Origin of the sequence: Haliscomenobacter sp., assembly GCF_033763495.1 — a bacterium.
Lineage (GTDB): Bacteria > Bacteroidota > Bacteroidia > Chitinophagales > Saprospiraceae > Haliscomenobacter.
Map to the genome: position 1 here is coordinate 13,296 of NZ_JANRKL010000036.1, position 26,486 is coordinate 39,781.

Here is a 26,486-nt window from a genome sequence, read left to right on the forward strand (position 1 = left end):
AAAAATAAAGTTTTATTTTGCATGAGTTTTTAAACAAAACACCCAACTCATGCAAGAGCAGGTTATAGCTCATCTTTCCCGCGATCCACTCCTGGCATCCATCATTCCCGGGATTGCTTTTCCGGATTATGGAGCAAACAATACCGATGTTTATTTTGGTTTGTTGGAATCTATTGCTTCCCAACAGCTTTCGGTCAAGGCTGCCGATACCATTTTTAAACGATTTTTGGCCCTCTTTCCCGATGATTACCCCAAAGCAGAATTGTTGGTGGAAACGCCGCACGAAACCCTGCGTGGGGTAGGGCTCTCCAATCAAAAAGCGCAGTACATGCGCAATACCGCTGCTTTTTTTATTGAACATCAATTGTTTGAAAAAGACTGGTCCGATTACAGTGATGCCGAAGTTGTACAAACCCTAAGCAGCATCAAAGGGGTAGGCAAATGGACGGTGGAAATGATCCTGATGTTTGTGCTGCGCCGCCCGGATGTGTTCCCCATCGACGATTTAGGGGTACGGCAAGCGATGATCCGTCTGTACAAAGTAGAATCGGAAGGTAAGGCCCAATACCAACAGCTCACAGAAATTGCGGAAGCCTGGCGACCCTATCGCACTTATGCCTGTCGCTACCTGTGGCGCTGGAAAGACCAATAAAAGTGTGATGGTGTGAAAGAGTGCTGGTGTGGGTGGGATGGCGTTTCATTCCCTTAGTTTTATCGGAAAACATCGATCAATGAAGTCATATTTTTTTCCCTACATCCTCTTCTCAGCGTTTTTGCCATTTTTTTTATTCGCTCAGTCTAAGTTTGAAGCCGATGTAATCGTCTACGGCGGCACCTCCGCTGCCATTACGGCTGCGGTACAGGTAAAAAAAATGGGCAAATCCGTCATCATTGTATCGCCGGATACCCATTTGGGGGGCTTGTCTTCTGGGGGCTTGGGTTTTACCGATACCGGCAACAAAGAAGTCATCGGGGGGCTTTCCCGGGAGTTTTACCACCGCCTTTACGAGCATTACCAGCAAGACAATTCCTGGGTTTGGCAAAAAAAAGCCGAATATGGCAACAAAGGCCAGGGCACACCCGCTATCGATGGCAACAACCGCACCATGTGGATTTTTGAGCCCCATGCTGCGGAAAAGGTTTTTGAAGACTTTGTCAAAGAATATGCGCTCACCGTTCACCGCAACGAATGGCTCGACCGTTCTGCCAAAGGTTTGAGCAAAAAATCAGGAAAAATCCGCACCATGCGTACCCTCAGCGGCAATGTGTACAGGGGAAAAATGTTTATCGATGCGACCTATGAGGGCGATCTTATGGCCCTGGCTGGGGTCAGTTACCATGTTGGGCGAGAAGCCAATGCTGTCTACGACGAAAAATGGAACGGGGTACAAACCGAGGTTTTTCAACATGGCCACCATTTTAAAGCTAAAATCAGCCCCTATACAATTGAAAATGACCCCAGTAGTGGTCTGCTTCCCGAGGTATCAGCGGAACCCGCGGGGACTTATGGCAGCGGCGATAAACGCATTCAGGCTTATTGTTTTCGCATGTGTTTGAGCAATCACCCCGACAATCGTATCCCCTTTGTCAAACCAGCTGGCTACGACCCTGCTCGGTATGAGTTGTACGCCCGGGTATTCGCCAGTGGCTGGCGTGAAACCTTCCACAAATTTGATCCAATCCCCAACCGCAAAACCGATACCAACAACCACGGCCCTTTCAGCACCGATTACATTGGAAAAAATTACGACTACCCCGAGGCATCTTACGAGCGGCGTAAGGCCATCATCAAAGAGCACGAATTGTACCAAAAGGGGCTGATGTACTTTTTGCAAAACGACCCACGGGTGCCCGCTGATGTACGCGAAAAAATGCAGCAATGGGGCCTGCCCAAGGATGAATTCACGGATAATGGCAACTGGCCGCATCAACTCTACATCCGGGAAGCCCGGCGCATGGTTGGGGAATTTGTGATGACGGAGGCTGATGCCCTGGGCAAAACCAAAGTGCCCAATCCCGTAGGTATGGGCTCCTACGCCTTGGACTCGCACAATACACAGCGTTATGTCAATGCCGATGGTTTTGTGCAAAACGAGGGTGATATTGGGGTCCATCCCGATCGGCCCTACTCCATTGCCTATGGCTCGATTTTGCCCAAAATCAAAGAATGCCAAAACCTACTGGTGCCGATTTGTGTATCGAGTTCCCACATTGCGTATGGTTCTATTCGCATGGAACCCGTGTTTATGATTCTGGGACAATCGGCGGCTACGGCGGCTGTTTTGTCGATCAACAATAAGGTTAGTCCGCAGAAATTGCCTTACGAGAAGTTGCGGGAGGTGTTATTGAAAGATCAACAGGTGTTGGAAAGATGAGGGGATGGTGGCAAGGTTGATCGGTGCTAATTTCAGGCGCTGGCGCCCAAGGCTTGCGCCAAACACATAATCGGCTGACTTTAAGTATTTTAACCCTAATCCCCCAGGCATTCCACCATATCCACAATCGTCTCTTCCACTGGTCGGTAACTCAATCCCAACTCATTGGTGCTTCGTGATGCATCGAACTGTGGAGCAAAGCCTAAATTCCCCCGCAAAAAGCGCCGACTAAAGCCCACCCGAGGGCCAATCAGGTACAGCAACCAATTGGGCAAAGGTTTTTTGGGCAGTTTGAACGCTTCTCCATAGTGGTTATGGATCACCGCAGCCATCTCCAGGATACTCATCGTTTGGGCACAGATCAGGTACCGGCCATTTGCCTCGGGCGTGAAGGCTGCCAACAAATGTGCCTGGGCAGCATCCCGCACATCCGCTACGCCAAAATACAATTGTGGAGCTCCCAGGCGTAGCTCGCCATTCATCAGTTGACGCATGGTGGATACACTCACATTGTCGCCCCGACCCGACAGGGTGGGCCCAAACAGGAAAGTGGGGTTGATACAAACCAAATCCCATTGCGCCTGTTGATTGGCAATGATCCAGGCTTCTTTTTCAGCCAGGGTTTTGGAATAACCATAGGGATCATATCGCAGATCGGAAATCAAATTCCAATTGCGTTCATCAAAAGCCCCACTGGGCTGGTCCAAAATCTCGCGGGCCTCGGCATATACGGCCACTGCGCTAGAAGTCATTACCACCCGCTTGACGGAAGGGGTTTCCCCGGCTGAATACAACACATTTTTGGTACCCTCCAGAGCAGGGTCAACCAGCTGTCGTTGGGGGTCCTTAATTTTTCCAATCAAAAAAGGAGAAGCCGTATGGATGACCAACTCACAACCCCGCATGGGATTGTTGAAGTCCCCGTGGCGCATCAAATCTGCTTCGTAAAACTCCAGCCGACCCGGGCCAGCTTCCGCAATCCGTTTGAGATGGGCAATTTTGCGTTCATCCTGCCGATTCCGAACCGTAGTACGTACATAATAACCCGCCTCAACGAGGTATTTAAGCATCCAGGATGCCAAATAACCTGAACCTCCGGTAACCAGGATAGGCAAGGACTGATCAAATGATTGTAGCTGCACATGAAAAAATTTATACCCGAATGGTAACCCAGAAAAACTACAAACTTGTTTACATTCAGTGCTCAAAACTAACACAATCAACTGTATTTTAGGTAGAGAACTGAAAACACAATTGTTAAGGTCATATTTTTTCTTTCACGAATAAAAATTATTTGGGTATATTTACCCCCATAGAGACATCCGGTCCTACCCCCTTTTGGATCACGTCATAAGTGATTGCCGGAAATACCCATTGAAAAGCCGCCTGTAAGTGTGATTACAGAGTTTCATTACATAAACCTTTTGACATATAGGAACCGGAGAGAGAGTCAAAGGTTTCGTGGTCGCATTCCTAGCCGTTGTTTTGGCCATTCAGATTAAGAAGCTCGGTAACAATCCTTTGAACAATTTTTTTGTCATAATCTCATTTGATGAAGAGTATTAGTTATTGCGGCTATTGCTCTAGGAATCGATTGAAAGAATAAGATCGGCATGCGCAGTTTTTATCAACTCATTCCCGTAGCGGTTGCTTTTAAAGCCTTGCTGCTACTCGGCAACTTTGGTCACAAGTTGTCGATCTCCCTTGTACCCGGGGTACAAACTGCACCATCTATACGGACAACAGCAAACCAAGGATGTATTGATACCGTACACATTACACTGGATTCAAACTGCCAGTTTGTACTTACACCCAAATTGGTTTTGGAAGGTTCGGAAGCTTGTTTATCTGCAGATGATTACGAAATTTTTGTGGACGATGAAAACCCGCTCAACCGCGATACAGTAGATGGCTGTGGTAATTTTCGCTTTGTTGTCAACATCAAAAACCCCAAGTCTTGTACTTCTTTTACAAGTTGTTGGGGCGTTGTAGCTGCCGAAGATAAGATGGCTCCAGTCGTTACCGCACCTGCGGATACTACCCTCTTTATTTTTTGTGACGAGATTACAGACATTTACCAAAACCTGAGCAGTACCGACAGTTTTGGGATTGCTACCCTCAAGGACAATTGCAACCAAGGATTATTAAAGATTCGCAGTTTTATTGACGCTATTTATTACGACAACCACTGCGATACCATCATCATTCGGCGTTTGTTTTTTGCCAGCGATGCCAAGGGCAATCAAGACACCGATCCGCAGTTCATCACCTTGCTGCGCGCGCCACTGGCTTCTATCCAATTGCCGGATAGTGTGGGCATCAATACCTGCACCGGAAACAACAACCCGAAAAAGGACAAAAACGGAAACATCCACCCCGATGTGAGTGGCTACCCTTACGTGGTCAATTACCAGGGAAAAATTGATTACATCACGGTGGATTCTTCCTGTGGGCTTAGCTCTGCTTATGTGGATACCCGCTTTGAAGTATGCCCCACTACGTACAAGGTACTGCGGCGTTGGATCATCAAAGATTGGTGTAAAAAAATTTCCATTGAGCTTAGCCAAATCATCAAAGTGGGCGATGTGGATAAACCCATCATCAAGAGTCTCTACCATCATGATTTTTTGAGCACTTCTACCAGCCCTTTTGATTGTACTGCGGCCATTGAAGTCATGCCACCAATTGTAACGGACGCTTGCTCGGGTTATACCTGGACTGCGGAAATCTGGACTGATACCTGTCGCGACACCCTTGGCCTGCCCATTGATCCCAAACCTCCAGTGCGTTTAGGGTTTACAAATAGTGGTGCCCCCAAACGTTACATCGGCAACCTGCCCGCTGGCTGCCACCTCCTCATTTATACGGTGCGCGATGCTTGCCACAACGAAGCCAAAGACACCATCCGCCTGGAAGTACAGGACAGGATTAGTCCGGTAGCCATTTGTGACGATAAAATCAACATCACACTCAATGAAGCAGGCTATGCTCAATTGCGGGCGGAAGATGTAGATGAAGGCAGTAAAGACAATTGTACATTGGCCAAACTCCACATTCGTCGGCCCATCACTCAGGATGAAAATTGCAACCCACTGGATACACCCCGGGTAAGCCGCTGGGATTCGATACTCACCTTCACCTGTTGTGACCTTGCTTTAGGCTACGTCAAAGTAGAGCTGAGGGCAACCGATGCTGCAGGCAATACGGATTATTGCTGGACAACCGTTTGGATCGAGGACAAAATGAAGCCCTGGTGCCGGGCCCCCAAAGACACTACTGTGTATTGCGATAGTTTGCCCAAAGGGGTTGATTTTAAAAACCGCAGCACCATCCTCCGGTATTTCGGAGCACCTAAGGTTGGAGACAATTGTTTCAAAGCAGAATGGATCGAATTTGATCCGGAAGTGAAAATCAACAATTGCGGCGTAGGGACGGTTAAACGGAAATTTTTGGCCCGTGACGAATCCGGCAATGAATCTCCTGATACCTGCGTGCAATGGATCACCGTAATTGCCACCCATGAGTACATGATCAAATTCCCTAAGGATTACATCGAATATTGTAAAGACCCTAGCCCTGATACCATCGGAACCTTCGAACTGGCTTGTGATATCCTGGCAGTAAACGTCAGCGATAAACGTTACCAGGCTGATGGGGAAGAATGTTATAAAATTTTCAGAACCTACAATGTCATCAATTGGTGCGAGTATGTGGATGGAGACGACGTTATTCCTGTACCTCGCGACATCGACTGTGACGGAACCGGTGGAGAAGAAGATGTGTGGGTGATCGTACGCCACGACGGCAGCGCCTATTTTGATGCTGACAACAATGAAAAGAACAAATTCCCGCTGAAGAATTCCCGGGCTTGTGGCGGCAATCCAGAAGGGTATTGGGAAAAATTGAACCGGAAACCAACCGGACAATGGACCTATACCCAAGTCATCAAAGTGGTGGACAATGAAGCTCCACAGGTCTTCACCGAGTCCAACGTATCTTTTTGCATCAACCGCAGTGATTGTAAAGCGGATATTGTATTGTCGGTAGGCATTCAGGAGGCTTGTGACCCCAATAACCTCAATATTGAAACCGACCTTAAATTGGAAATCAACGAAAGTTCCAGCAGCAGCCAAACCAATTGGCGGGTGTTTGGGCGCTACCCCAAATATTTGTTCACCGGGGTGGTACCTAAAGGTGATTATCAGTTGGAGATCAAAGTAACCGACGCTTGCGGGAATTCGGGCAAAGGTTTCGTCAAATTTAAAGTAGTGGATTGTAAACCACCCTCCGTTACTTGTATTCACGGTTTATCTGCTGAATTGAGTGAGTTGCCGCCGAATACGGATATTGACGGCGACGGAGATGTGGATAGGGCGTCAACCATCGTCTGGGCCAAAGAATTGCTGGCTAGCCCCAGCATCGATTCTTGTTCAGGCCCGGTTCGTTATTCCATCAACCGCAAAGGGGAAAAAGCCAACATCAATCAGGACTACATCATCCTGACCTGCGATGATTTAGGTTTGACTGAAGTCGAATTGCACGCCTGGGACAACGCCATTAATACGAAACTCAGCCCTCCGGGCCCCAACCACGATTATTGTTTGACCTACATCAAGGTACAGGACAACAAATACAACCTTTGTAAAGACCCTGGCGACACCCTCATCATCGAGGGGAATACCCGCACTGAATTGGGCCTCAGCCTGAGCGGGGTAGTGGTGGAAAGTAGTGGCGCCAAAAGTTTAAAAGCCGTAAGTGTCCAAACGGGCGATTACCTCATGCAGGGGTTTGCAGCAGGCTACGACTATACCCTCACCGCTGATAAAGAAGATGATGCTACCAATGGTGTCAGCACATTTGATGTTTTGTTGATCACCAAACACATTCTGGGTAAACAACTACTGAGCTCCCCATACCAATTGCTTGCTGCAGACGTAAACCAGTCTGGTTCCATTTCCACCCTCGATTTGATCAAAATCCGCAGGGTTATCCTGCATCTGGATACTACTTTTGAGGGTGGTAAAAGCTGGATCTTTGTAGATGCCAAACACCGCTTCAAAGACCCCAGGAACCCCTGGGCCGAAGCGATTCCCAAGTACATCCAATTCAACGACCTGGATCGTTCGGTGTCTGATGCCCGCTTTATCGGCATCAAATTGGGAGATGTAAACGGCAACGTTGAAACCAATGGCCTGACTCAGTTGAATCCCGACATCATTAAAAAGGAGGGTGAATTGCTGCCAACACGTCCACAGTTGGACTTTAAGGTGCTCTCGGTTCAACCGAACCCTTTCCGCGATCAGGTGCAAATCAAATGGTCGAGCCCAAGTGGCGGGGAAGCCACCCTCCAGGTCATCGATGCCTTTGGTCGGACCGTACGGCAGGATCGGGTAGACCTGTTCGTGGGTGAGAACAACTTTGCCTACGCTCAGCAGGATTTGCCGGGTGCAGGGACCTATTCGGTGATCATCCGGCAGAATGGCCAACAGGTGGTTACTCGATTGGTGATGGTGAATTGATGGGGTTTGAGCCGATTTTTTTTGATGAATTAAAAGCCCTATCTTTGAGTTAAAAGCAACGGGATTATGGCTCAAAAACTGCCCTTAGGTTTACAAGATTTTGGTGAAATCATTCGTGGAGGGTACAAGTACATCGACAAAACCCGCTACGTACACCGGATGTGTACCTCAGGAAAGTATTTTTTTCTCTCCCGTCCTCGTCGTTTCGGCAAATCCATCACCGTAGCGGTTTTACAAGAATTGTACCGTGGTAGCAAAGAGTTGTTCAAAGGTTTATGGATTGAAGATCAGTGGGATTGGAGTCGAAAAGCCCATCCCATTGTCAAAATCTCCTTTACTGCGCTGGGTTTTCAGCAAAATGGCCTGCAAGAATCGCTGAATTACGCCCTGGATGGCCTGATCAAAACGCATGGCCTGGAACCTATTCAAGGTAATCTTACCAATAAGCTATCCTATCTGGTCACCGAATTGGCCAAGGTCAACAAAGTGGTGGTCTTGATTGATGAATATGATGCACCAATTGTAAATTATCTGGGCGAAGAAATTGCCATAGCTTACCAGAATCGAGAATTGCTCAAAAGTTTTTATGCTGTTTTAAAGGATTTAGACCCTTATCTGGAGTTGGTATTCATCACCGGGGTGAGCAAATTTTCCAAAGTGGGAATTTTTTCGGGCATGAACAATTTGGTGGATCTGACGATGAATGCACAGTTTTCATCCATGCTTGGATACACTCAAACTGAGCTGGAACAGGGTTTTTCGGAAGAAATTGAAAACACCTCAACCATACTCAAACTGAATAAGCAGGAGTTGTCAGACAAAATGCGCTTTTGGTACAATGGGTATCGATTTCATGCCAGTGCTGAAACGGTTTACAACCCTGTTTCAATCAATATGTTTTTTCACCTACAGGAGTTCAAAAACTTCTGGTTTGAAACGGGTACCCCGAGTTTTTTGATCAAACTTTTAAAAAAAGAAGGCCTCTACGAACTAGAGCTTTATCCTCAGGGGGAACAAAGTTTCGCTACTTTTGATCTCGAAGACCTCAACGCCTTTGGCTTACTTTACCAAACGGGTTACCTCACTCTAAAGTCCCGCAATGAAATGGGCCTCTACGAGATGGACTACCCAAACTACGAGGTAAAAAATGCCATGACCGGTTTTTTGTTGGAGGCCTATGGTGGCTTGCGCCGAGGAGAGGCATTACCTCTAGTTTATAAGCTGGAACAATTGCTAGAAGCACGCAAAGTGGATCAGGTGATGAAGCAATTACAGGCTATGTTCAAGTCAATTACTTATCAATTGCACGAAACCTATCCTGAGAAATTTTTCCATGCGGCCATTCATTTGTTGTTTACTTACATGGGCCTGAACATCCATAGCGAGGTGTGTACCTCTGATGGTCGGGTAGATGCCTTGGTGGAAACGGCTTCCTACATCTATATTTTTGAGTTTAAACTGGACCAAAGCGGGGAAAAAGCCCTGGATCAAATCAGGAAAAAAGAATATTATCAAGCATTTTGGAATAAAGAAAAACCGGTGATTGGAATAGGCGTGAATTTTTTGAGCGAGACACGGAATATTGGGGAGTGGAAAGAGGAGGTGTTTTGAGGGGCTGGAGGAATGTAGTGGCTTGCACCAATATTAGGTTTATACAAAAAATAGCGCCTTAACAAAAAAAGCGGGAACGACCTCTCAGTCATTCCCGCTTCCCATTTTCATACAAAACTATTTCTGTTTATGGATTCGGCACGATGTCGCCGTGATCTCCAATTGGAGCCGCAGGCTCACTGCTGTGGCCATTCATTCTGGCTTTGTCCTCAGGGAACTCGTAAGGGCGTGGGCCAATCAAACGTTCGAGGTCGGATTTCAGCAGGACTTCCTTTTCCAGCAAAGCCTGAGCAATCACTTCCAACTCCTGGCGGCGTTCGCGCAGGAGTTCTTTCGCCCGCTCGTATTGTGAGTTCACCATTTTGCGCACTTCATCGTCGATCAGGGTAGCAGTCTCATCCGAATAGGGCCTTTGGTACGATTCGTTGGAGAGCCCATAGAAAGAGACTTGGCCAACCTTTTCGTTCATGCCAAAAACACTGATCATGCTGTAAGCCATTTTGGTCACCTGATCCAGGTCACTTTGTGCACCAGTGGAGATTTTGCTAAAGACGTTGTTTTCAGCAGCACGGCCACCGAAGGTCATACACATCCTGTCGAGCAATTGCTCGGTGCGGGTGATGTTTTCTTCTTTGGGCAAGTATTGGGCATAACCCAGGGTACCAATTCCGCGAGGAACAATCGTTACTTTCACCAGTGGCGAAGCATGCTCCAGGTACCAGCCACAAACCGCGTGGCCAGCTTCGTGGTAGGCGATGATTTTCTTTTCTTCGGGAGAAATGAGTTTGTTCTTTTTCTCCAAACCACCAATTACACGGTCCAGTGCGTAGTTGAAGTCGTCCATGTCAACCCATTTCTTGTTGCGGCGGGCAGCAATCAGGGCAGCTTCATTACAAATATTGGCAATATCCGCACCAGCAAAACCAGGAGTCATTTCAGAAAGTACCCAGGCACTGATGTCGTCGGATGTTTTGATGGTCTTGAGGTGAACCTTGAAGATGGCTTCGCGGCCTTTCAGGTCGGGGCGATCGATGCTGATCTGGCGGTCGAAACGACCCGGGCGCATCAAGGCCGTATCCAAAATATCGGGGCGGTTGGTCGCACCCATCAGGATTACCCCTTTATCGGTACTGAAACCATCCATTTCCACCAACAACTGGTTCAGGGTATTTTCCCGCTCGTCGTTGCCACCCTGGAAATTGTTGCGACCACGGGCGCGGCCAATGGCGTCAATTTCGTCGATGAACACGATACAAGGCGCTTTTTCACGGGCCTGTTTGAAAAGGTCACGTACCCGGGAGGCACCTACTCCTACAAACATTTCCACAAAGTCCGAACCAGAAATAGAGAAGAAAGGTACACCAGCTTCGCCAGCAACGGCTTTGGCGAGGAGGGTTTTACCCGTTCCCGGAGGGCCTACCAGCAGTACACCTTTAGGGATTTTTCCGCCCAGAGCGGTATATTTTTTAGGATTTTTCAGGAAATCAACTACTTCGACTACCTCTTCCTTGGCTTCATCCAAACCCGCTACATCGGCGAAAGTGATGTTCACTTTGCTGTTTTGGTCAAACAGTGCAGCTTTCGACTTGCCAATGTTGAAGATTTGTCCGCCAGGGCCACCGGCACCACCGCCTACCCGGCGCATGATGAAAATCCAGACCATTACAATCAACAGCAGGGGCAGTACCCAGGCCATAATTTGCATCAGGTAATTGGTCTTGGTGAGGTAAGAAGGATAAATGGGGTGGTTATCACCTTCTTTTTTATTGTCCTGCAGAAACTTCTCAAAGCTTTCCACACTACCAATCTCAATATGGTAATGGTAACGATCTCCGCCAAAAGTAGTTTTGGTGGCATCCTTGTACCGGGACAAAGCATCTTTTTTCAAATAAATATGCGCAACCTCCTTATTGATGACCTCAATTTTATCGATGTCACCCTGCTTGATCATTTCACCCAAGCGATTGCGAGAAAGTGGTTCTGGGGCGCTTTCCATGTAAACGAGGTTGAGACCCAGGAAGATTACCGCAATGATGCCGTAAATCCAAAAAGAACTGAGCCGCGAACCTCCGCCACCACCACCGTTATCTCGCTTATTGTTATTTTCGTTATTTTCCATAAAATAGTGCTTACAGCATGAGCAATTTTTGCAAGCCCTCCTCGGTTTGTAAAGGACCTGCGTTACAAATGAATAGTAAACGCGATAGTTCCAGAAATCGTTGCTTTTGTTCGACCAAATGCCAATACAATTCTATAAACTATCGTACTCGGTTATAGTTGCGTCGCCCCACAGGTCTTCCAACTCGTAGAAATGACGGGTTTCCGGATAAAAAACATGTACAACCACCGTAAAGTAATCCAAACAAATCCACAGAGCATTGCGTTCACCTTCTACATGGCTTGGCAACAAACCAGTTTCTTTCAAGCGGCGTTGAATGTTGTCGGAAATACCTTTGACCTGAGTGGTAGAAGTTCCCTCACAGATGATAAAAAAATCGGTTGGTGCGTCTTCCAAAAGCCGGAGATCAAGTCTTACAATGTGTTTGCCTTTGATTTCCTGGATGCTGTCAACGATCAGATCCGTCAGCTCTTCGGCTAGTAGCTTACTGCGTCTTTTGACTTTTACGTGGGTACTCAAATCCAGATTTTATTAGTTTTGCGAATATGAATTAAGTATAGGCTTGTCCAATCAGAATGGTTTTACATTTTGAATGCCCAATCCTGCTTTAAGTTACAAAAAATACCAGGTTTGCACCAGCAAAACACACTTTTTATCGGAAAAGTTCTCCTGCATCATGAGGAATTGCCCTCAACCAATACGTATGCTCAAGAACTACTAGCAAAAAGCAAGCCAATTGAAGGAACTGTCATTTCGACCTTTCGCCAGCCTCAGGGGCGTGGCCAAGTTGGCAGTAAATGGGAGAGTGAGCCGGATAAAAACCTCACTTTGAGTGTAATTTTGTATCCCAGCTTTTTATCCCCGAGTCAAAACTTTGCCTTGAACAAAGCTGTGGCCCTCGCCGTTCGCCATTTTATTGCAGAATTGCTTCCACAACAGGTAGTTAAGGTCAAATGGCCCAACGACATTTACGTTGGAACACGGAAAATTTGCGGCATCCTGATTCAAAATAGCCTGAATCGCAATGCCCTGGCCTCCTCTATCGTCGGCATTGGCGTCAATGTGAACCAGACAATTTTCTCCAAAGATATTCCTAATCCCAGCTCTTTGCAACTGGAAAATGGAAAAGAATATGATTTATCTTCACTCATTCCTTTGCTTTGTCAGCATTTAGAGGCGATGTACCTTCGTCTCAAAAGCGGACAGTTCGCAATTTTGGACGCTGAATACCTAAACCATTTGTACCGCTACCAGGAGTCGACGCTTTTTCAGCGCATCAATGGCAGTGTATTTTGGGGTAAAATCAGCGGTATTTCCAATAGTGGTCAATTGCTCGTTAATGTTGAAGATGGAGGTGAAGAGGCTTTTGATTTGAAAGAAATCAGCATAGCAGCGATATGAGTCATCCCGAATTTTTGAAAAGTCAAAATTGGGCTCAAACCTAATCGCGGAGCGATTGAATTTTGAATAGCCCCGGTCGTCCGGGGTAAATAGTTAGGTCAAAATGGCGGCAACCACGGCAGTGGTTGAACTCAATCGAGCAAAAAATTCAACCGCATCCGCGGTTGTGAAACCTTTTGCTGCCAACTGACCCCGGACGACCGGGGCTATTCAAAATTCAACCGCTTCCGCGGTTCGTTCTCCCAAAAATTTGGGATGACTCATGTTGCTGGAACCTAAATCTGACATGAAAATCTCACTCCTTACTGTAGGCGATGAAATCCTCATCGGCCAGGTGGTCGACACCAACTCTGCCTGGATGGGCCAACAACTCAACCTGGCTGGTGCCCGCGTTGTCACGGTCATTTCTGTAGGCGACACCATGGAGGCCATCCACACTGGTATTCGTGAAGCCCTGGAACAAGGCGACGTAGTCCTGATGACGGGTGGCCTTGGCCCTACCAAAGACGACATCACCAAAAAGGCTTTGGCCGAATACATGGGGGTGGACATGGTTTTTCACCAGCCTACCTTCGAGCGCATCACCAAGATGTTTGAGGTGTGGGGTCGCCCCATGAATGAAGCCCACCGCCTGCAGTGCTTTATGCCCGGCAATGCCGAAATTTTGACCAACAAAATGGGGACTGCCCCCGGCATGTGGATGGAATACGCGGGTAAGGTCATTGTATCCATGCCCGGTGTACCTTATGAGATGCAATACCTGATGGAAAACGAGGTATTGCCAAAATTGAAAAAAAGCTTCCCGGGGCAGCCCATCGCGCACCGCACCATCCTGACCGTGGGAGAGGGGGAAAGCCACATTGCTGAGCGGCTGGAAGACTTTGAAGAAGGGCTACCAGAAGGCTTTAAGCTGGCTTACCTGCCCCAAATTGCTCAGGTTCGCCTGCGCATCACGGGTACGGGTACGGACGAAGCGGCTTTGCACCAGGTTTTGGATGAAAAAGCTGATATCATTAAAGCCCGTTTTGCCGACATCATCTATGGTTATGGTACCGAAACTTTGGAAGGGGCGGTCGGCAAAATGTTGAAGGAACGGGGCCTGAAACTGACTACTGCAGAAAGTTGTACAGGCGGATACATGGCACACCGCATTACCTCGGTGGCAGGTTCTTCCGACTATTTTGTGGGCAGCGTAATTGCTTATGCCAATGAAGTAAAGATGCAGATTCTGGGTGTAAAACCAGAAACGCTAGATACCCACGGTGCGGTAAGTGAACAAACGGTGATTGAAATGGCTGAGGGTGCGGTCAGGGTTTTGTCTGCTGATGTAGCCATTGCCATTTCGGGCATTGCGGGGCCGGGAGGAGGCTCGGACACCAAGCCGGTGGGCCTGGCCTGGATCGCGGTCAGCAATGGCCAGCAGACCAAAACCTTCAGTATCCGGGCGGGTAAGGACCGGGATAAAAACATCCAATACTTCACGGTACACGCCTTGAACCAGCTGCGACAATTCTTAAAGCAGTTGTAAAAGAATACTTATTGGAAAGTTTGGTAACTTTGCGGCACCAAATAATCCAAATTAAACGAAACCAAACAACATGGCGCAGTTCGAATTGATCATGCCCAAGATGGGAGAAAGCATCATGGAGGCCACCATCCTGAAGTGGGTGAAAAATGTGGGCGACCAGGTGGAACTGGACGAAACCATCGTGGAGATCGCTACGGACAAAGTGGACTCAGAAGTGCCTTCCCCCGTAGCGGGCAAAGTGGTACAATTGCTTTTTGGGGAAAACGACACCGTAGCCATCGGCAAAGTCATCGCCCTGATTGAAACCGAAAGCGGCGCAGCCGAGCCCAAAGCCTCACCAGCCCTGGCCGAACCTGCACCTCAAGCCAATGGCCAAAGCCCCGCAGCGGCCAGCACCAGCAATGGCGCGCTGAGCACCAGCACGCCAGCAACCACCCCGCAACCCATCGGCAAAGGGGAAGGCAATCGTTTTTATTCCCCCTTGGTGCGCAACATTGCCCAGCAGGAAAACATTTCGCTGCAAGAACTGGAAGCCATTGCAGGCTCAGGCATGCAAGGCCGGGTGACCAAAAAAGACATCTTGTCCTACCTGGACGAGCGCAAGGAAATACCTGGCAATGGCAGTACCGCGAAAGCTACACCAGCTGCTAAAGGTACTCCTGTACAGGTAAGCTACACGGCCCCCGCGGTAAGCCTGGATGGCAACGTGGAAATTGTGGAAATGGACCGCATGCGCAAGCTGATTGCCGAGCACATGGTGATGTCCAAACACGTTTCACCGCACGTGACCTCCTTTGTGGAAGTAGACGTAACCAACATCGTCAAGTGGCGGGAAAAGGTCAAAGACGCTTTCCAGAAAAAGTACAACGAAAAAATCACCTACACGCCGGTATTCATTGAGGCCGTAGCCCGTGCCATCCGCGATTACCCGATGATCAACATCTCGGTGGATGGCACCAACATCATCGTGCGCAAGGACGTGAACATTGGTATGGCGGCAGCGCTACCCTCCGGCAACTTGATTGTACCCGTGATCAAAGGGGCAGATCAGTTGAACCTGGCCGGTTTGACCAAAACAGTCAACGACCTGGCCAACCGCGCCCGCGCGAACCAACTGAAGCCAGAAGAAATTCAGGGTGGCACCTTCACCATCACCAACGTGGGCACTTTCGGTAACGTGATGGGCACGCCCATCATTAATCAACCGCAAGCAGCCATTATGGCAGTCGGAGCGATTCGCAAAAAGCCCGCGGTGCTCGAAACAGAGTACGGCGACATCATCGCCATCCGCCACATGATGTTCTTGTCCATGTCCTATGACACCGGGTGGTGGATGGATTTTTGGGCGGATCGTTTTTGCGGAAAGTGGCGGATTATTTGGAGGGTTTTGATGGGGATAGAGCGGTGTAGAAATTTACGCAATTAAAAAATAGACGACGCCTGCACGGGAAACTGTGTGGGCGTTTGTTGTGTTATGGGGGATAAAAAATGAGTGCTCATTTTGCCAAAGGATTAGATAAGTAAATGTTTCATTTTAAGTGTTTTATCTAATTTCTTGGCTTAGGAAAAATGAGCACTTATTTTTGCCCCACTACTTATGGTGAAATGGATTCAATTTTAGTGAAACGCACTAATCACATCTATCATCTTGTAACCACCTGTTTCAACGGGTGGCCCCAAGTACCCCACCCCTCACATCTAACATCCTTCCAGAGGCTTGCATCATGAAATTGTGATAGATGTGGGCCTCTGGAAGGATGATAGATGTGATTGGGTGGGTGGCCTGGGGTCCCGCCGATAAAGCGGCGGGTTACAAGATGATAGATGGATTTGGGTTGTGAATCCCGAACTCGCGTTAACTTTAAGTGAATAAAATACTTTTATATGATCTCAAGTCATGAGGTAATCAAGTTGATCGAAGGGTTCAGCTTAGCCGAGCGCTTACGAATTGTAGAGGAAGTGCTAAAAAATATTCGTGAGGAAAAGTTGAATGTTACCCCATCAGAGGTTGCGAAACCTTCACTGTTGTCTCTTGCAGGGATAATGGATGACGAGGAAGCTAAGGTTTGTTATGAAGCTGTGGAGGGTTCGAGAAAAGTGGATGCGTATAAAAACTAAGGACCAACGGCAGGCCTATTCTTGAAAATGACATTTGAATTGCAGCTATTGCGGTAGAAAATGATCTGATATTGCTAACCAGAGATGAATACTTTGATTGTAGATGGGATTAGGTTATCCTGATTAGCGTCTTTGTCCCAGTTAGGAATTTAAACTAGGAATCCTCCTTTAGATTAAACCTTATTTCTTTTCCTTATATCTAGACAAATCTACTAGGTGTTGTAAAGCTATTAGGTGTTTCAAGGCTTCTTTGTATATTTCTCTCAAACGAATAATTATTGAGCTTGCATAAATTCCTCCGATTACGAAGCCGAATCCTTCTAATGCTAATGCTGATTCTGCTCCTATGAGTATGCCTGCACCTATTCCTACTCCTACACTTGCAAATGCTATTGGTACTGGAACTGAAAATGTACCTAAGTTTGTCCCAGTTAAGGACGTGAATACACTTTGTGTGCCATTCTCTATAAACATTAATCTAAAAAAGAATACAGCTGGAGCCAAGAATGCGACTATCCCCGGGATTATGAATGGAACTTTACCCGCAAATATGCCTAACACTAAGCCTGCAACCCCCAATGTAACAGCAAGGGAGACGACGAACGCAATACTATAAGCTAAAACTGCTGTACTTAATCCCTGTAATACAGCAACATAATCAAGGCTTTGAAAAATCAAATTTGAAAAAAATCCCAATTTTCTTTCAGGGCAACCCTTTTGTTGACAACTCATAACATACAGTCTTAACTTGGATAAATAAGTCGCTCTTTGGAAATCTAGGACCCCTTTATTCCAGACGTATTTAAAAATAATCCCTCCTAGAATCAAACACAAAAAACTATTGATCCAAACAAAAATCAATTTCCAAAACTGTGGCGAACAAACAAGATACCCTGTTAAACAAATTACTGACAAAATACCAATCCATAAAAACCGGGGAATATCTTTGTGGAGGCTGAGCCATATTTTTGCTCTAGGATACAAACGACCAGACCAGGGATAAGATTTCAGGATCAGCATTTTATACAACTCCCGCTCATATAACTTTTCATTTCGAGCTACAGGAAGAATTTTGCCCTGAGTGTCCTTTTTTTCCATTTGTGCAGCGATCAGTTCAGCCGTAAATTGTTCCACATCGGGCGAGCCTTTTAATTTGCCATCGTTAAAGCGGAAGGTTTTTCCAATAGCATTGACCATCATCAACAATGGCCTATCATGGTCACTTTGGAGTGTAAATCCACTAAAAAAGGCACTGACCAGGTATTCCAGATAAGATTTGTGGGCAAATTTGAATACATCCCGACCGGAGAGGTCTTGCACCAGAATCCCCCCGGCACGCACATCCTTGAGTATGGTTTCCAGAGCATTTTGATTGTCCTTCATCCGCTCAGGCAAAAAACCCAAAGCCCGATGCCCCTGCATGGCATCGGTATAGGGCGGGAGTTTGGGTGGGTAATTGACCCAAAGACGCTCCACCATTTTTTGCAAATCCCGGTGTTTGATTTGATTGGTGTAGCCATTTTCCAGCATCATACCCGTAGCAATTCCGAGCATAAAATAACTGCGCTCACTACTGGTCAACACATGGTCGCCCTTGCTTTGTTGGCGGTCGTAGGTTTTGTTGATGAAACTGCCGATGACCGTGGCGGAATTCAGGCGCTCTTGTTTTTGCGCCAGTTCTGCATCCCATACCGTACTCAATTGAAACAAAGTGGAAGGGCGGGTAATGATTTCAGCAAAACTGCTGTTTGCTGATGCCTGATGTAAAGCATTTAAAATCCCGTTTTTGGTTTCCCCTCTGGCATGGCGTAAAACCTGGTCAATTTGTTCATCGCGCAATTTATCGAGGTAAATGGCTTTAGCATAGGGAAGCTGAGTTCGGGCTTCCTGAATGCCCAGAGCCATGCGCCGTTGTTCATCATCCGCAAAAAGATTGGGACGGCCAGCAATGATGATTTGTGCGTTGGGTACTCTGGCCAAAGCCCACAACTGGGAAAAATGGTTGAACAACATTTCGGTATCGCCCACCAAATCCATTTCGTCAAAACCATCCAAAATCAGCAGCAATTTGCCCGCCCGGTGCAACTCCCATAAGGCTTCGGCCTTGGCTTTAAAACGATTGGCCCAATGCCCAAAAATGCCAAACTCATTGTCAGTACGGGGACTCAGGCCGCGTAGTTCAATCAGGATGGGGATGCGGGGGTATTGCTCCGGGTTTTGCAGCATTTCATACACAATTTTGTGCATGAGTACCGTTTTGCCCTGGCCGTATTCACCCAAGATGGCCAACTGCTCACTTTGTAAGCGTCGTTTGTCTTTTGCCCAGTTCAAAATATAGGCTTCGGTAGATTCTAAAGCCTGGTCTTTGTTCAATTTCCCATTTTCAATTTTCACTGTATGTCCGCCGAGGGGCACATACATATCCTCCATGGTCAATTCACTGTTCTCCAGTACATTTTCTTCAAAATAGTCCTTGATGAAATCCTGGTAATGCCGCAGTGAGATCAATTTGTCCAGCAATTCTGATTCAAAGCGGGTTTGGATTTCTCGTCCCATTTTCACCCCGCTGCTCTCAGGGCCCGGGCCATCAATGGCTACAATCAGTTTTTCAAAATTCCCGCCCCTTTTGTCCACAAAGTCAAAAAAATCGCGGAGCCGCTCGTCGGAGGGTCGTTTATCCAGACAAAGGATACCAATTTTGGTCTCATCCTGCCCGTAGCGGGAAATGAAACATTCCTGCTCGCGGTACCAGTCTTTTTCTACGTTGATGTGGTATTGTTGGTCCAAAAGACTGAAGAGGTTGGCGGCTTTGAGGTGCCAGGGGCGGTTGTCGGGCTCATAGGGAGAAAATACCTCGGGTTTGCTTTTTTCTTTGGCCCGATAAGCTTCAATTTGGTCTCGTTTGGTGCGGTAAAAATGAAAATCTTCCAGCAAACTCACCCGGCGATTGGTTTCTGCCAAATCAACCTGGCGGGTACTGGGTACGCCGTTCCAATTTTGGTGCATGTTGCGGATGAGGAAATAAACCAGCCCGGCACAGAGCAGGATGAAGCCAGCTGTAGGGAAAAAATCAACTTGGCCATATTCGGTAATCTTTGCTCCACTTTCATTCAGCAGCGCTATGATCAAATCCAACACCTGGTTGCGTACCAACAACAACCCAATCAGGGAGAGCAAAAAGCCGGAGAATAGCCAGATGCTGTGAAAGGCAAATCGTTCGCGGGTGTATTTTTGGGCGAAATACCATTTGTAAAGGACGACTCCGCCTACAAAAAGAAAGACGATGGTGAATAGGGCGAAATAAAAGTAGGAATTGATGTTTTCCATATTTTGGTCTGGGTTCCTTAATAGACTTTAAATAAATTGATAATCAGCGAATTAAGGAAATTTAGAGTCGACGACTAGCGGCAGAGCCGCCAAAACGTCTGTAGCATTTAGACCGTACAAGGCTGTCGAGGTGCAGAGCACTGGAACAAAAGGCAACTGTTGCGGTACTACGTACCTTAAAATCTATCTTCGTTCCTTGAGCTACAGACGTTTTGGCGGCTCTGCCGCTGGTCGTTATGTCTGAGATCGCCCAATTGCTTGGTAAGCAACTCGCTTCAAGTCTAATACGAATAGTGATTTATCTTACAAAATGGTGCATATTTGAACTTTTCGAAAGTTTCAGACTTTCAAAAAGCTCTTTAATGTAGGCTATTCAAAATAAACCCTATCCTACTCCTCCCCCTTCAACATCCCCAAATCCAATTCAAAACCCGGCAACACCTCCTCCCCACTCAATTTCCCCTCAAAATTCGGCACCACATCTACCGTCCCATCCTGCCGATAAACATAAGCTTTCTGTTTCACCGGATCGATCAGCCAGGCCAAACGTACCCCGTTACCGATCCAGGTTTGTTCCATTTTGCGTTTCAATTTCCCCAATTTATCACTATCCGAGCGGATTTCGATGATAAAATCGGGTACTACCGCAGCGAATTTTTTCCGTTCTCCGGCGGGCAGATTGGCCAGTTTCTCTGCGCTGATCCAGGACGCATCGGGAGATTTGGTGGCACCATTGGGAAGTTTAAAACCAGTGGAGGGGCTCAAAACTCGGCCACCAAGTTTGCTGTTCTTCACAAAATTGCGCAGTTCTACAAGCACTTCGGCTTCAAAGAAACCAGAGTCAAAATGTACAGGAGCCATAATTGTTACTTTGCCGTTGGCTTCACGTTCGATGCGCAGCTCGCGGTTTTGGGCGCAAAACTGCTCAAACGCTGCTTCCGACATGGCTTCGGCAGTAACCAAGGGCAGGTCGTCCGGGAGTTCCATGATCAGCAGGGATGATTTTTGTTGCAGCTTTACCATTGGGCTGTTTTTTATGCAATTTATTCATTTTTTGGAAGAATATGACCATTGGTAATCAATACTGTCAACAAAAACAACCTACTTCGATCGCACCATCAACTATGGTTTTTACCGGGATTCCCTTCCTTTTACCTCTTCAAATACCACTTCCTCAAAATGGCCTGCACCCTGATTCTTTCGGTTGTCTGAGTAATTTACCCCACAATTGCCTGCGGCACATCCAAAGGCAAATAAGCCCATGGAGGCAAAATACCCTCCTAGTAAAATACCCATCCACTGTTGTTCAAGTACAGACTGAACAACAATATAGGTACCCATTACGAGGTACAATACCCGGGTGAGGGTCCATCCAGTCAAAATTCTTTCTTTCATGGTTGATTGTTGAAGGCAGATTGAGTTTGATTGCTGCAAAAATCGGGGAAGGAAAGTTGGAGGACAGTGACTTGGGTTACAGAAAAGGAGAGATTTTGGGGAAACTCACCCCGCCTCTTCCACTTTTTCTTCCTCCTGCACCCTTGTCTTTTCACAAGCACCGGCGCACTGCCCATACAAATTGAGTGAATGGTGCAACACATTGAATTTCAGCAAATCCCCCATCATGTTTTTGATGTTTTGAATCCGCGGGTCACAAAACTCCAGCACTTTGCCACAATCCACACAAATCAGGTGATCGTGTTGCTTGAAGCCGTAAGACTTTTCGTATTGCGCCAGGTTTTTGCCAAACTGGTGTTTTTTCACCAGGTCACAACTCACCAACAATTCCAGGGTATTGTACACTGTGGCACGGCTCACCCGGTAGTTCTGGTTGGTCATGTGGATGTACAGGGTATCCGCGTCGAAGTGGTCGTTGCGCTTGTAAATTTCTTCCAGGATAACGTACCGTTCCGGGGTTTTGCGCAGGGCGTGTTGCTCCAGGTGCGCAGAAAAAATACTTCTTACCTCGCGGAGGATATCGTCGAGTTTGTTGTCAGACATTTTTTTTAGTTTAACTTACCCTTGTAACAGTTGAAATGTTCTCCAGGTTGCCTAGTTCCTGAATGGCACGTTCCAGTTGGGCGGTATTTTTTACCATCAACTTGATCGTGCCTTCAAAATAACCTTCGTCTCCTTCGATGGTAAACTTGCGGATATTGAGGCCCAGTTGGCTGGACAATTGGTGGGTCAGTCTTTCGATCACACCAACCCCTTCGTCAACTCCGGTTATTTTGAGCTCAGCCACAAAACTGGCATCTTCGGTCACCACCCATTCGGCCTTCATGACCCGATAGCCGTATTGAGCCATCAAATGTAAGGCATTTGGGCATTTGGAGCGGTGAATCTTTAAACCTGCGCTGGCGGTGAGGTAGGCAAAAATATCGTCGCCCTGCACCGGATTGCAACAAGTGGCAAAAGTATATTCAAAACGTTCGGCAGGTTCGCCATTGATCAACAAACGCGCTTTGACCCCCGGTTTGCGGAATTGCTCATGGGGCACCTCGGTGACATGATCGGTGACATGTTTGCTGATTTCAGGGGTAATTTCCATCAGTTTACCCCCCTCTACCTTGAATTTGCGGAAAATGTCAGCAATACTTTTGTCCTCCACCGCAATCATGTAGAAAAGGTCTATTTTAGAGTTCAGCTGGAAATACTTAAGCAATACTTCTACACCTTCTTCAAAATCTACCTTGAGGTTGCGCATTTTACGTTCCAGCGCTTCTTTGCCAATTTCTCCCTTGCGGCGGCGCTCCTCTTTCATCACCGAACGGATTTTGGCTTTGGCCTTACCCGTGGCCACCATTTTTAGCCAATCTTCGGTGGGTTTTTGATTTTTGCTGGTAAAAATCTGTACTTGATCACCGTTTACCAGCTTGTAGCCCATGGGCACCAACTTGTTGTTCACCTTGATGGAGATGCAGTGGTAGCCGATGTCGGTGTGGATGTTGAAAGCAAAATCCAGGGCAGTGGCCCCTTTGGGCAACATTTTCATGTCTCCTTTGGGAGTATACACGTAGACTTCCTCCTGGAACAAGCTGTTGTTCTTGAAGTCGGTCATAAACTCGATGGCGTCGCTGTTGGGGTCATCCAATACTTCGCGTACACTATCCAGCCAACGCTCGTACACATCGGGTTGGTTGTTGATACCTTTGTATTTCCAGTGGGCCGCGTAGCCGCGTTCTGAAATTTCATCCATCCTTTCGGTCCGAATCTGCACTTCCACGTAGCGCCCGCCGGGGCCGATGACGGTGGTGTGCAAGGACTCATAGCCGTTGGACTTGGGCATGGTAATCCAGTCCTTGAGGCGTTCGGGCAGCGGTGTGTGTACGTCCGTCACAATGGAATAGGCCTGCCAGCACTTCAACTTTTCCTTTTCTGGCGGCGCGTCGATGACGATGCGGATGGCAAAGAGGTCGTAAATTTCCTCGAAGGGCACCTTTTTGGTATTCAATTTATTCCAAATGGAGTAAATCGATTTGGGCCGCCCGTAAATCTGGGCTTTGATCTTGGCCTCTTCCAGTTTTTGGCTCAGCGGGGCGATGAATTCCTGGATGTACTGCTCCCGATCTTTTTTGGTTACTTTGAGTTTGTCGGCAACCATCCGATAGTTGTCAGGATCAATGATTTTCATACATAGATCCTGAAACTCCGTTTTGATGTTGTACAAACCCAGGCGGTGGGCCAGTGGGGCATACATGTAGCTGGTTTCCGCCGCTATTTTGAGTTGTTTGTGCCGGGGCATCGAGCCCAAGGTGCGCATGTTGTGCAGGCGGTCAGCCATCTTGATGAGCACCACCCGCACGTCTTCCACCAGGGTAGAGAGTACTTTTTTGAAGTTTTCTGCTTGTGGACTTTCAGCGTTGTAGGCATTGTCCAATTTGGTCAGGCCGTCTACAATTTTACGTACCCGGATGCCAAACTCATGCTCGATTTCGTCCAATGTGATGTCCGTATCTTCAACTACATCGTGCAAAAGCGCGCAAGCAATGGCGGTAGGGCCCAGTCCAATTTCTTCTGAACAAATGCGTGCCACCGCAATGGGGTGCAATATGTAAGGCTCACCCGATTTCCGCCGTTGTTCAGCGTGGGCTTGCACTGCCATTTCATAAGCTTTGCGGATCATTTTGCTGTCGTCCTCCTCCATGTCGGATTTGATCGAACGCAGCAACTGTCGATAAGCATCCTGAATCAGCTTTTTCTCTTCATCCTGTATTGTCAGTAGCTCTGCCATCTTGGCTTCCTTTTACCTGGTTTTCAAATCATGGGAATTGTTAGGGGCAATAGAATAAAACAAAAATTGATCAAAGCTGGATTTACAAAGTTATAAAAAAATGCACGCAATAAGGAGTCCAGCAAAAAACAAATATTCAGTAGAGAATCTCTGAAATTACAAAAAACATTTTATCTTTGCAACGCTTTTTTAAAAACGGGAACTCAAAGGAGTGCAAAACCGTTATAAATCAAGGGGTTTAACCCAATTTTTGCGGGTATGGCGAAATTGGTAGACGCGCCAGACTTAGGATCTGGTGCCGCAAGGCATGGGGGTTCGAGTCCCTCTACCCGCACACTAAGAAATAGAACGTTTGAAAGAGCAAAATTGCTGATTGCTCGGCGTGGATTTAGTTGAAAAGTTGAAGTGTTGAAAAGTTTAAAAAGAGGATAGCTGTAGAAATTATGATGCTGTTCTCTCAAAATCATCCCAAGTCTAACCTCCAATTTCAGGTTACTCGCATTCTTTTCAACCTTTCAACTCTTCAACTTTTCAACCGATAAACTTCCACCGCTTTTCTATTCGCCGCACATTATTTGACTTTCTATAAATCTATTGCGATTATGCCGAATGTTGTCAGAGAGGAGATCGACAATCTAAATGCTGTCCTGACCATCACATTGGAAAAGGCAGAGGTAGAGCAGAAACTGAAAACAGAACTCAATAAATACCGTGAAAAGGCGGCGATGAAGGGTTTCCGCAAAGGAAAAACGCCTGATACCATGCTGCGCAAGTTGTATGGAAAAAGTTTGTTGGCGGATATCGTCAACGACTCCCTGCAACGCCAGCTCTACGATCACATCATCGAGAATAAGCTGGAAGTATTGGGTCAGCCCATTCCTTCCGAAGACCATCCTGAGGTTCACCTCGACCCCATCCAGGTCAGCGACTATACCTTCAAATTCGACCTGGGTATCGCCCCGGAATTCGAAATCAAGGGCATCGACGCCAGCGACGTTTACGAAAAATACAAGGTAGAAATCGGCGACGAACGGGTAGAGGAGGAAATGCTCAAAGCGCGCAAACGTTTTGGCAAACGCATCGTATCCGAATCCGAAATTCAGGAGGAGGACATGGTCAAACTTCAACTCGCCGAGTTGGAAGCTGACTCCGTAAAAGAAGGAGGCATCCAGAATAGTTTCAGCCTTTTGCTGGCCAATGCGCAGGATAGCGCCAAAGCTATTTTGTTGAGCCACAAAGTAGGGGACACCCTGAAAATGGATGTATTCGAACTGGAAAAAGACCGTGATGAAGATTTTGTACGCCGCTATTTTCTGGGATTGGAAAAAACAGACGAGCGCGAAATCAGTGAGCGGGTTTTCCAAATCACCATTGAAGAAGCCAGCCGGGTAGAACCAGCCGAAATGGGCGAAGAGTTTTACAACACCTACTTCGGCGAAGGCCGGGTGACCAGTGAAGAAGAAGCTCGTGAGGCCATCCGTTTGGATTATGGCCAATATTTTGATCAGCAGGCCAATGCCTTGTTGTTCCGCGATCTGCAGGAGCGTTTATTGGAACTGAACCAATTGCCATTGCCGGAAGCTTTCCTGAAGCGCTGGATTTTGACTTCCAATGAAAATGCCACTACCGAAACGGTAGACAAGGGTTTTGAATCCTTTACCAAAAGTTTGCAGTGGTCTTTGATCCGCAATAAAGCAGCCCGTTTGTTTGGCATTCAGGTGACCGAGGAAGACCTGAAAGCTTATTTTGCGAACCGGGTATTGTCTTACTTCGGCGGCCAGTTGAACGATATGAACCTGATCAACGGCATGGTCGAGCGCTTGATGCAAGACGAAAAGCAGGTAGATCAGGCTGGGGATGAAGTGCTGCTCGACAAATTGCAAGCTGCCATCAGCGCCGTGGTAACCATCAATCCAAAGCCCATCGCAGAGGAAGAGTTTTTGGAAGTACTACGCCAGGCTCAAGCTCAGGCTCAAACCGAGCAAGCTGAGGCTGATCTGCTGGAAGAAGAATAAATAAATTTTGAAAAGGCGCTAAGGTGTACTACTTTGTCACCTTAGCGCCTTTTGTATTGTCTGTACGCAATGGGGATTCAGAATGCCCCGCCACAATGAGAAAAAAACATCCCTCGATCAACTCTTATTTGTTGGGCGATGTTATATCCTCAAAAAATTACAACTTATGTTTCACAAGGATGAATTCATGAAGTATGCTACCAAGCACCTCGGTATGAGTAGCATGCACCTTGAAAAGTACG

Annotated in this window: 17 protein-coding genes and 1 tRNA gene; 10 read left to right on the plus strand and 8 right to left on the minus strand. The window is 47.1% G+C overall.

What is annotated here, in order from left to right; translation table 11 throughout:
• Positions 1–49: 49 nt before the first annotated feature.
• Together SFV55_RS04465 and SFV55_RS04470 are read left to right on the plus strand one after the other, a co-directional pair.
• The gene (locus SFV55_RS04465) at positions 50–652 is read left to right on the plus strand and encodes a DNA-3-methyladenine glycosylase 2 family protein (protein WP_320028264.1); all 603 of its coding nucleotides are present in this window, start codon (positions 50–52) and stop codon (positions 650–652) included.
• A gap of 79 nt (positions 653–731) precedes the next feature.
• On the plus strand, positions 732–2,375 hold the full coding sequence (locus tag SFV55_RS04470) for an FAD-dependent oxidoreductase (RefSeq protein WP_320028265.1): 1,644 nt from the start codon (positions 732–734) through the stop codon (positions 2,373–2,375).
• Between the two features lie 95 nt (positions 2,376–2,470).
• Here SFV55_RS04470 and SFV55_RS04475 read toward each other — a convergent pair whose 3' ends face one another.
• Positions 2,471–3,517, minus strand: a complete 1,047-nt coding sequence (locus SFV55_RS04475; RefSeq protein WP_320028266.1) for an NAD-dependent epimerase/dehydratase family protein — start codon at positions 3,515–3,517, stop codon at positions 2,471–2,473.
• Positions 3,518–3,988: 471 nt separating this feature from the next.
• Here SFV55_RS04475 and SFV55_RS04480 point away from each other — a divergent pair, with 471 nt between their 5' ends.
• Positions 3,989–7,894 (plus strand): dockerin type I domain-containing protein, encoded by a 3,906-nt coding sequence (locus SFV55_RS04480; protein ID WP_320028267.1) that lies wholly within the window; start codon positions 3,989–3,991, stop codon positions 7,892–7,894.
• A gap of 66 nt (positions 7,895–7,960) precedes the next feature.
• Positions 7,961–9,505: an ATP-binding protein gene (locus SFV55_RS04485; protein ID WP_320028268.1), complete on the plus strand. Its 1,545-nt coding sequence runs from the start codon at positions 7,961–7,963 to the stop codon at positions 9,503–9,505.
• Between the two features lie 127 nt (positions 9,506–9,632).
• On the opposite strand, the gene ftsH is transcribed toward SFV55_RS04485, so the two are convergent.
• Positions 9,633–11,624 carry an ATP-dependent zinc metalloprotease FtsH gene (ftsH, locus tag SFV55_RS04490; RefSeq protein ID WP_320028269.1) on the minus strand — a complete coding sequence of 664 codons (1,992 nt, stop codon included), beginning with the start codon at positions 11,622–11,624 and terminating at the stop codon, positions 9,633–9,635.
• 132 nt (positions 11,625–11,756) lie between these two features.
• Positions 11,757–12,143, minus strand: a complete 387-nt coding sequence (rsfS, locus tag SFV55_RS04495) for a ribosome silencing factor (RefSeq protein WP_320028270.1) — start codon at positions 12,141–12,143, stop codon at positions 11,757–11,759.
• 111 nt (positions 12,144–12,254) lie between these two features.
• Between rsfS and SFV55_RS04500 the strand changes: the two genes are divergently transcribed.
• The 4 genes from SFV55_RS04500 to SFV55_RS04515 all read left to right on the plus strand — a co-directional run bounded on the left by SFV55_RS04500 (position 12,255) and on the right by SFV55_RS04515 (position 16,671).
• On the plus strand, positions 12,255–13,025 hold the full coding sequence (locus SFV55_RS04500) for a biotin--[acetyl-CoA-carboxylase] ligase (RefSeq protein ID WP_320028271.1): 771 nt from the start codon (positions 12,255–12,257) through the stop codon (positions 13,023–13,025).
• Between the two features lie 286 nt (positions 13,026–13,311).
• Positions 13,312–14,553: a competence/damage-inducible protein A gene (locus SFV55_RS04505; protein WP_320028272.1), complete on the plus strand. Its 1,242-nt coding sequence runs from the start codon at positions 13,312–13,314 to the stop codon at positions 14,551–14,553.
• Between the two features lie 70 nt (positions 14,554–14,623).
• On the plus strand, positions 14,624–15,979 hold the full coding sequence (locus tag SFV55_RS04510) for a dihydrolipoamide acetyltransferase family protein (RefSeq protein WP_320028273.1): 1,356 nt from the start codon (positions 14,624–14,626) through the stop codon (positions 15,977–15,979).
• Positions 15,980–16,437: 458 nt separating this feature from the next.
• Positions 16,438–16,671: a hypothetical protein gene (locus SFV55_RS04515; protein WP_320028274.1), complete on the plus strand. Its 234-nt coding sequence runs from the start codon at positions 16,438–16,440 to the stop codon at positions 16,669–16,671.
• 180 nt (positions 16,672–16,851) lie between these two features.
• On the opposite strand, the gene SFV55_RS04520 is transcribed toward SFV55_RS04515, so the two are convergent.
• From SFV55_RS04520 to SFV55_RS04540, 5 genes are all read right to left on the minus strand, one after another.
• Entirely contained in the window at positions 16,852–19,998 is a 3,147-nt protein-coding gene (locus SFV55_RS04520) for an NACHT domain-containing protein (RefSeq protein ID WP_320028275.1), read from the minus strand.
• A 390-nt stretch (positions 19,999–20,388) separates the two neighbouring features.
• On the minus strand, positions 20,389–21,021 hold the full coding sequence (locus tag SFV55_RS04525) for a Uma2 family endonuclease (RefSeq protein ID WP_320028276.1): 633 nt from the start codon (positions 21,019–21,021) through the stop codon (positions 20,389–20,391).
• Positions 21,022–21,129: 108 nt separating this feature from the next.
• Positions 21,130–21,393 (minus strand): hypothetical protein, encoded by a 264-nt coding sequence (locus SFV55_RS04530; RefSeq protein ID WP_320028277.1) that lies wholly within the window; start codon positions 21,391–21,393, stop codon positions 21,130–21,132.
• A 105-nt stretch (positions 21,394–21,498) separates the two neighbouring features.
• A complete protein-coding gene (locus tag SFV55_RS04535; RefSeq protein ID WP_320028278.1) occupies positions 21,499–21,996 on the minus strand; it encodes a transcriptional repressor in 498 nt (165 codons plus the stop codon).
• 10 nt (positions 21,997–22,006) lie between these two features.
• Entirely contained in the window at positions 22,007–24,229 is a 2,223-nt protein-coding gene (locus SFV55_RS04540) for a RelA/SpoT family protein (RefSeq protein ID WP_320028279.1), read from the minus strand.
• A gap of 252 nt (positions 24,230–24,481) precedes the next feature.
• Between SFV55_RS04540 and SFV55_RS04545 the strand changes: the two genes are divergently transcribed.
• Together SFV55_RS04545 and tig are read left to right on the plus strand one after the other, a co-directional pair.
• Positions 24,482–24,563: transfer RNA gene (locus SFV55_RS04545), tRNA-Leu, on the plus strand.
• 268 nt (positions 24,564–24,831) lie between these two features.
• Positions 24,832–26,244, plus strand: a complete 1,413-nt coding sequence (gene tig, locus SFV55_RS04550; protein WP_320028280.1) for a trigger factor — start codon at positions 24,832–24,834, stop codon at positions 26,242–26,244.
• Positions 26,245–26,486: the final 242 nt, after the last annotated feature.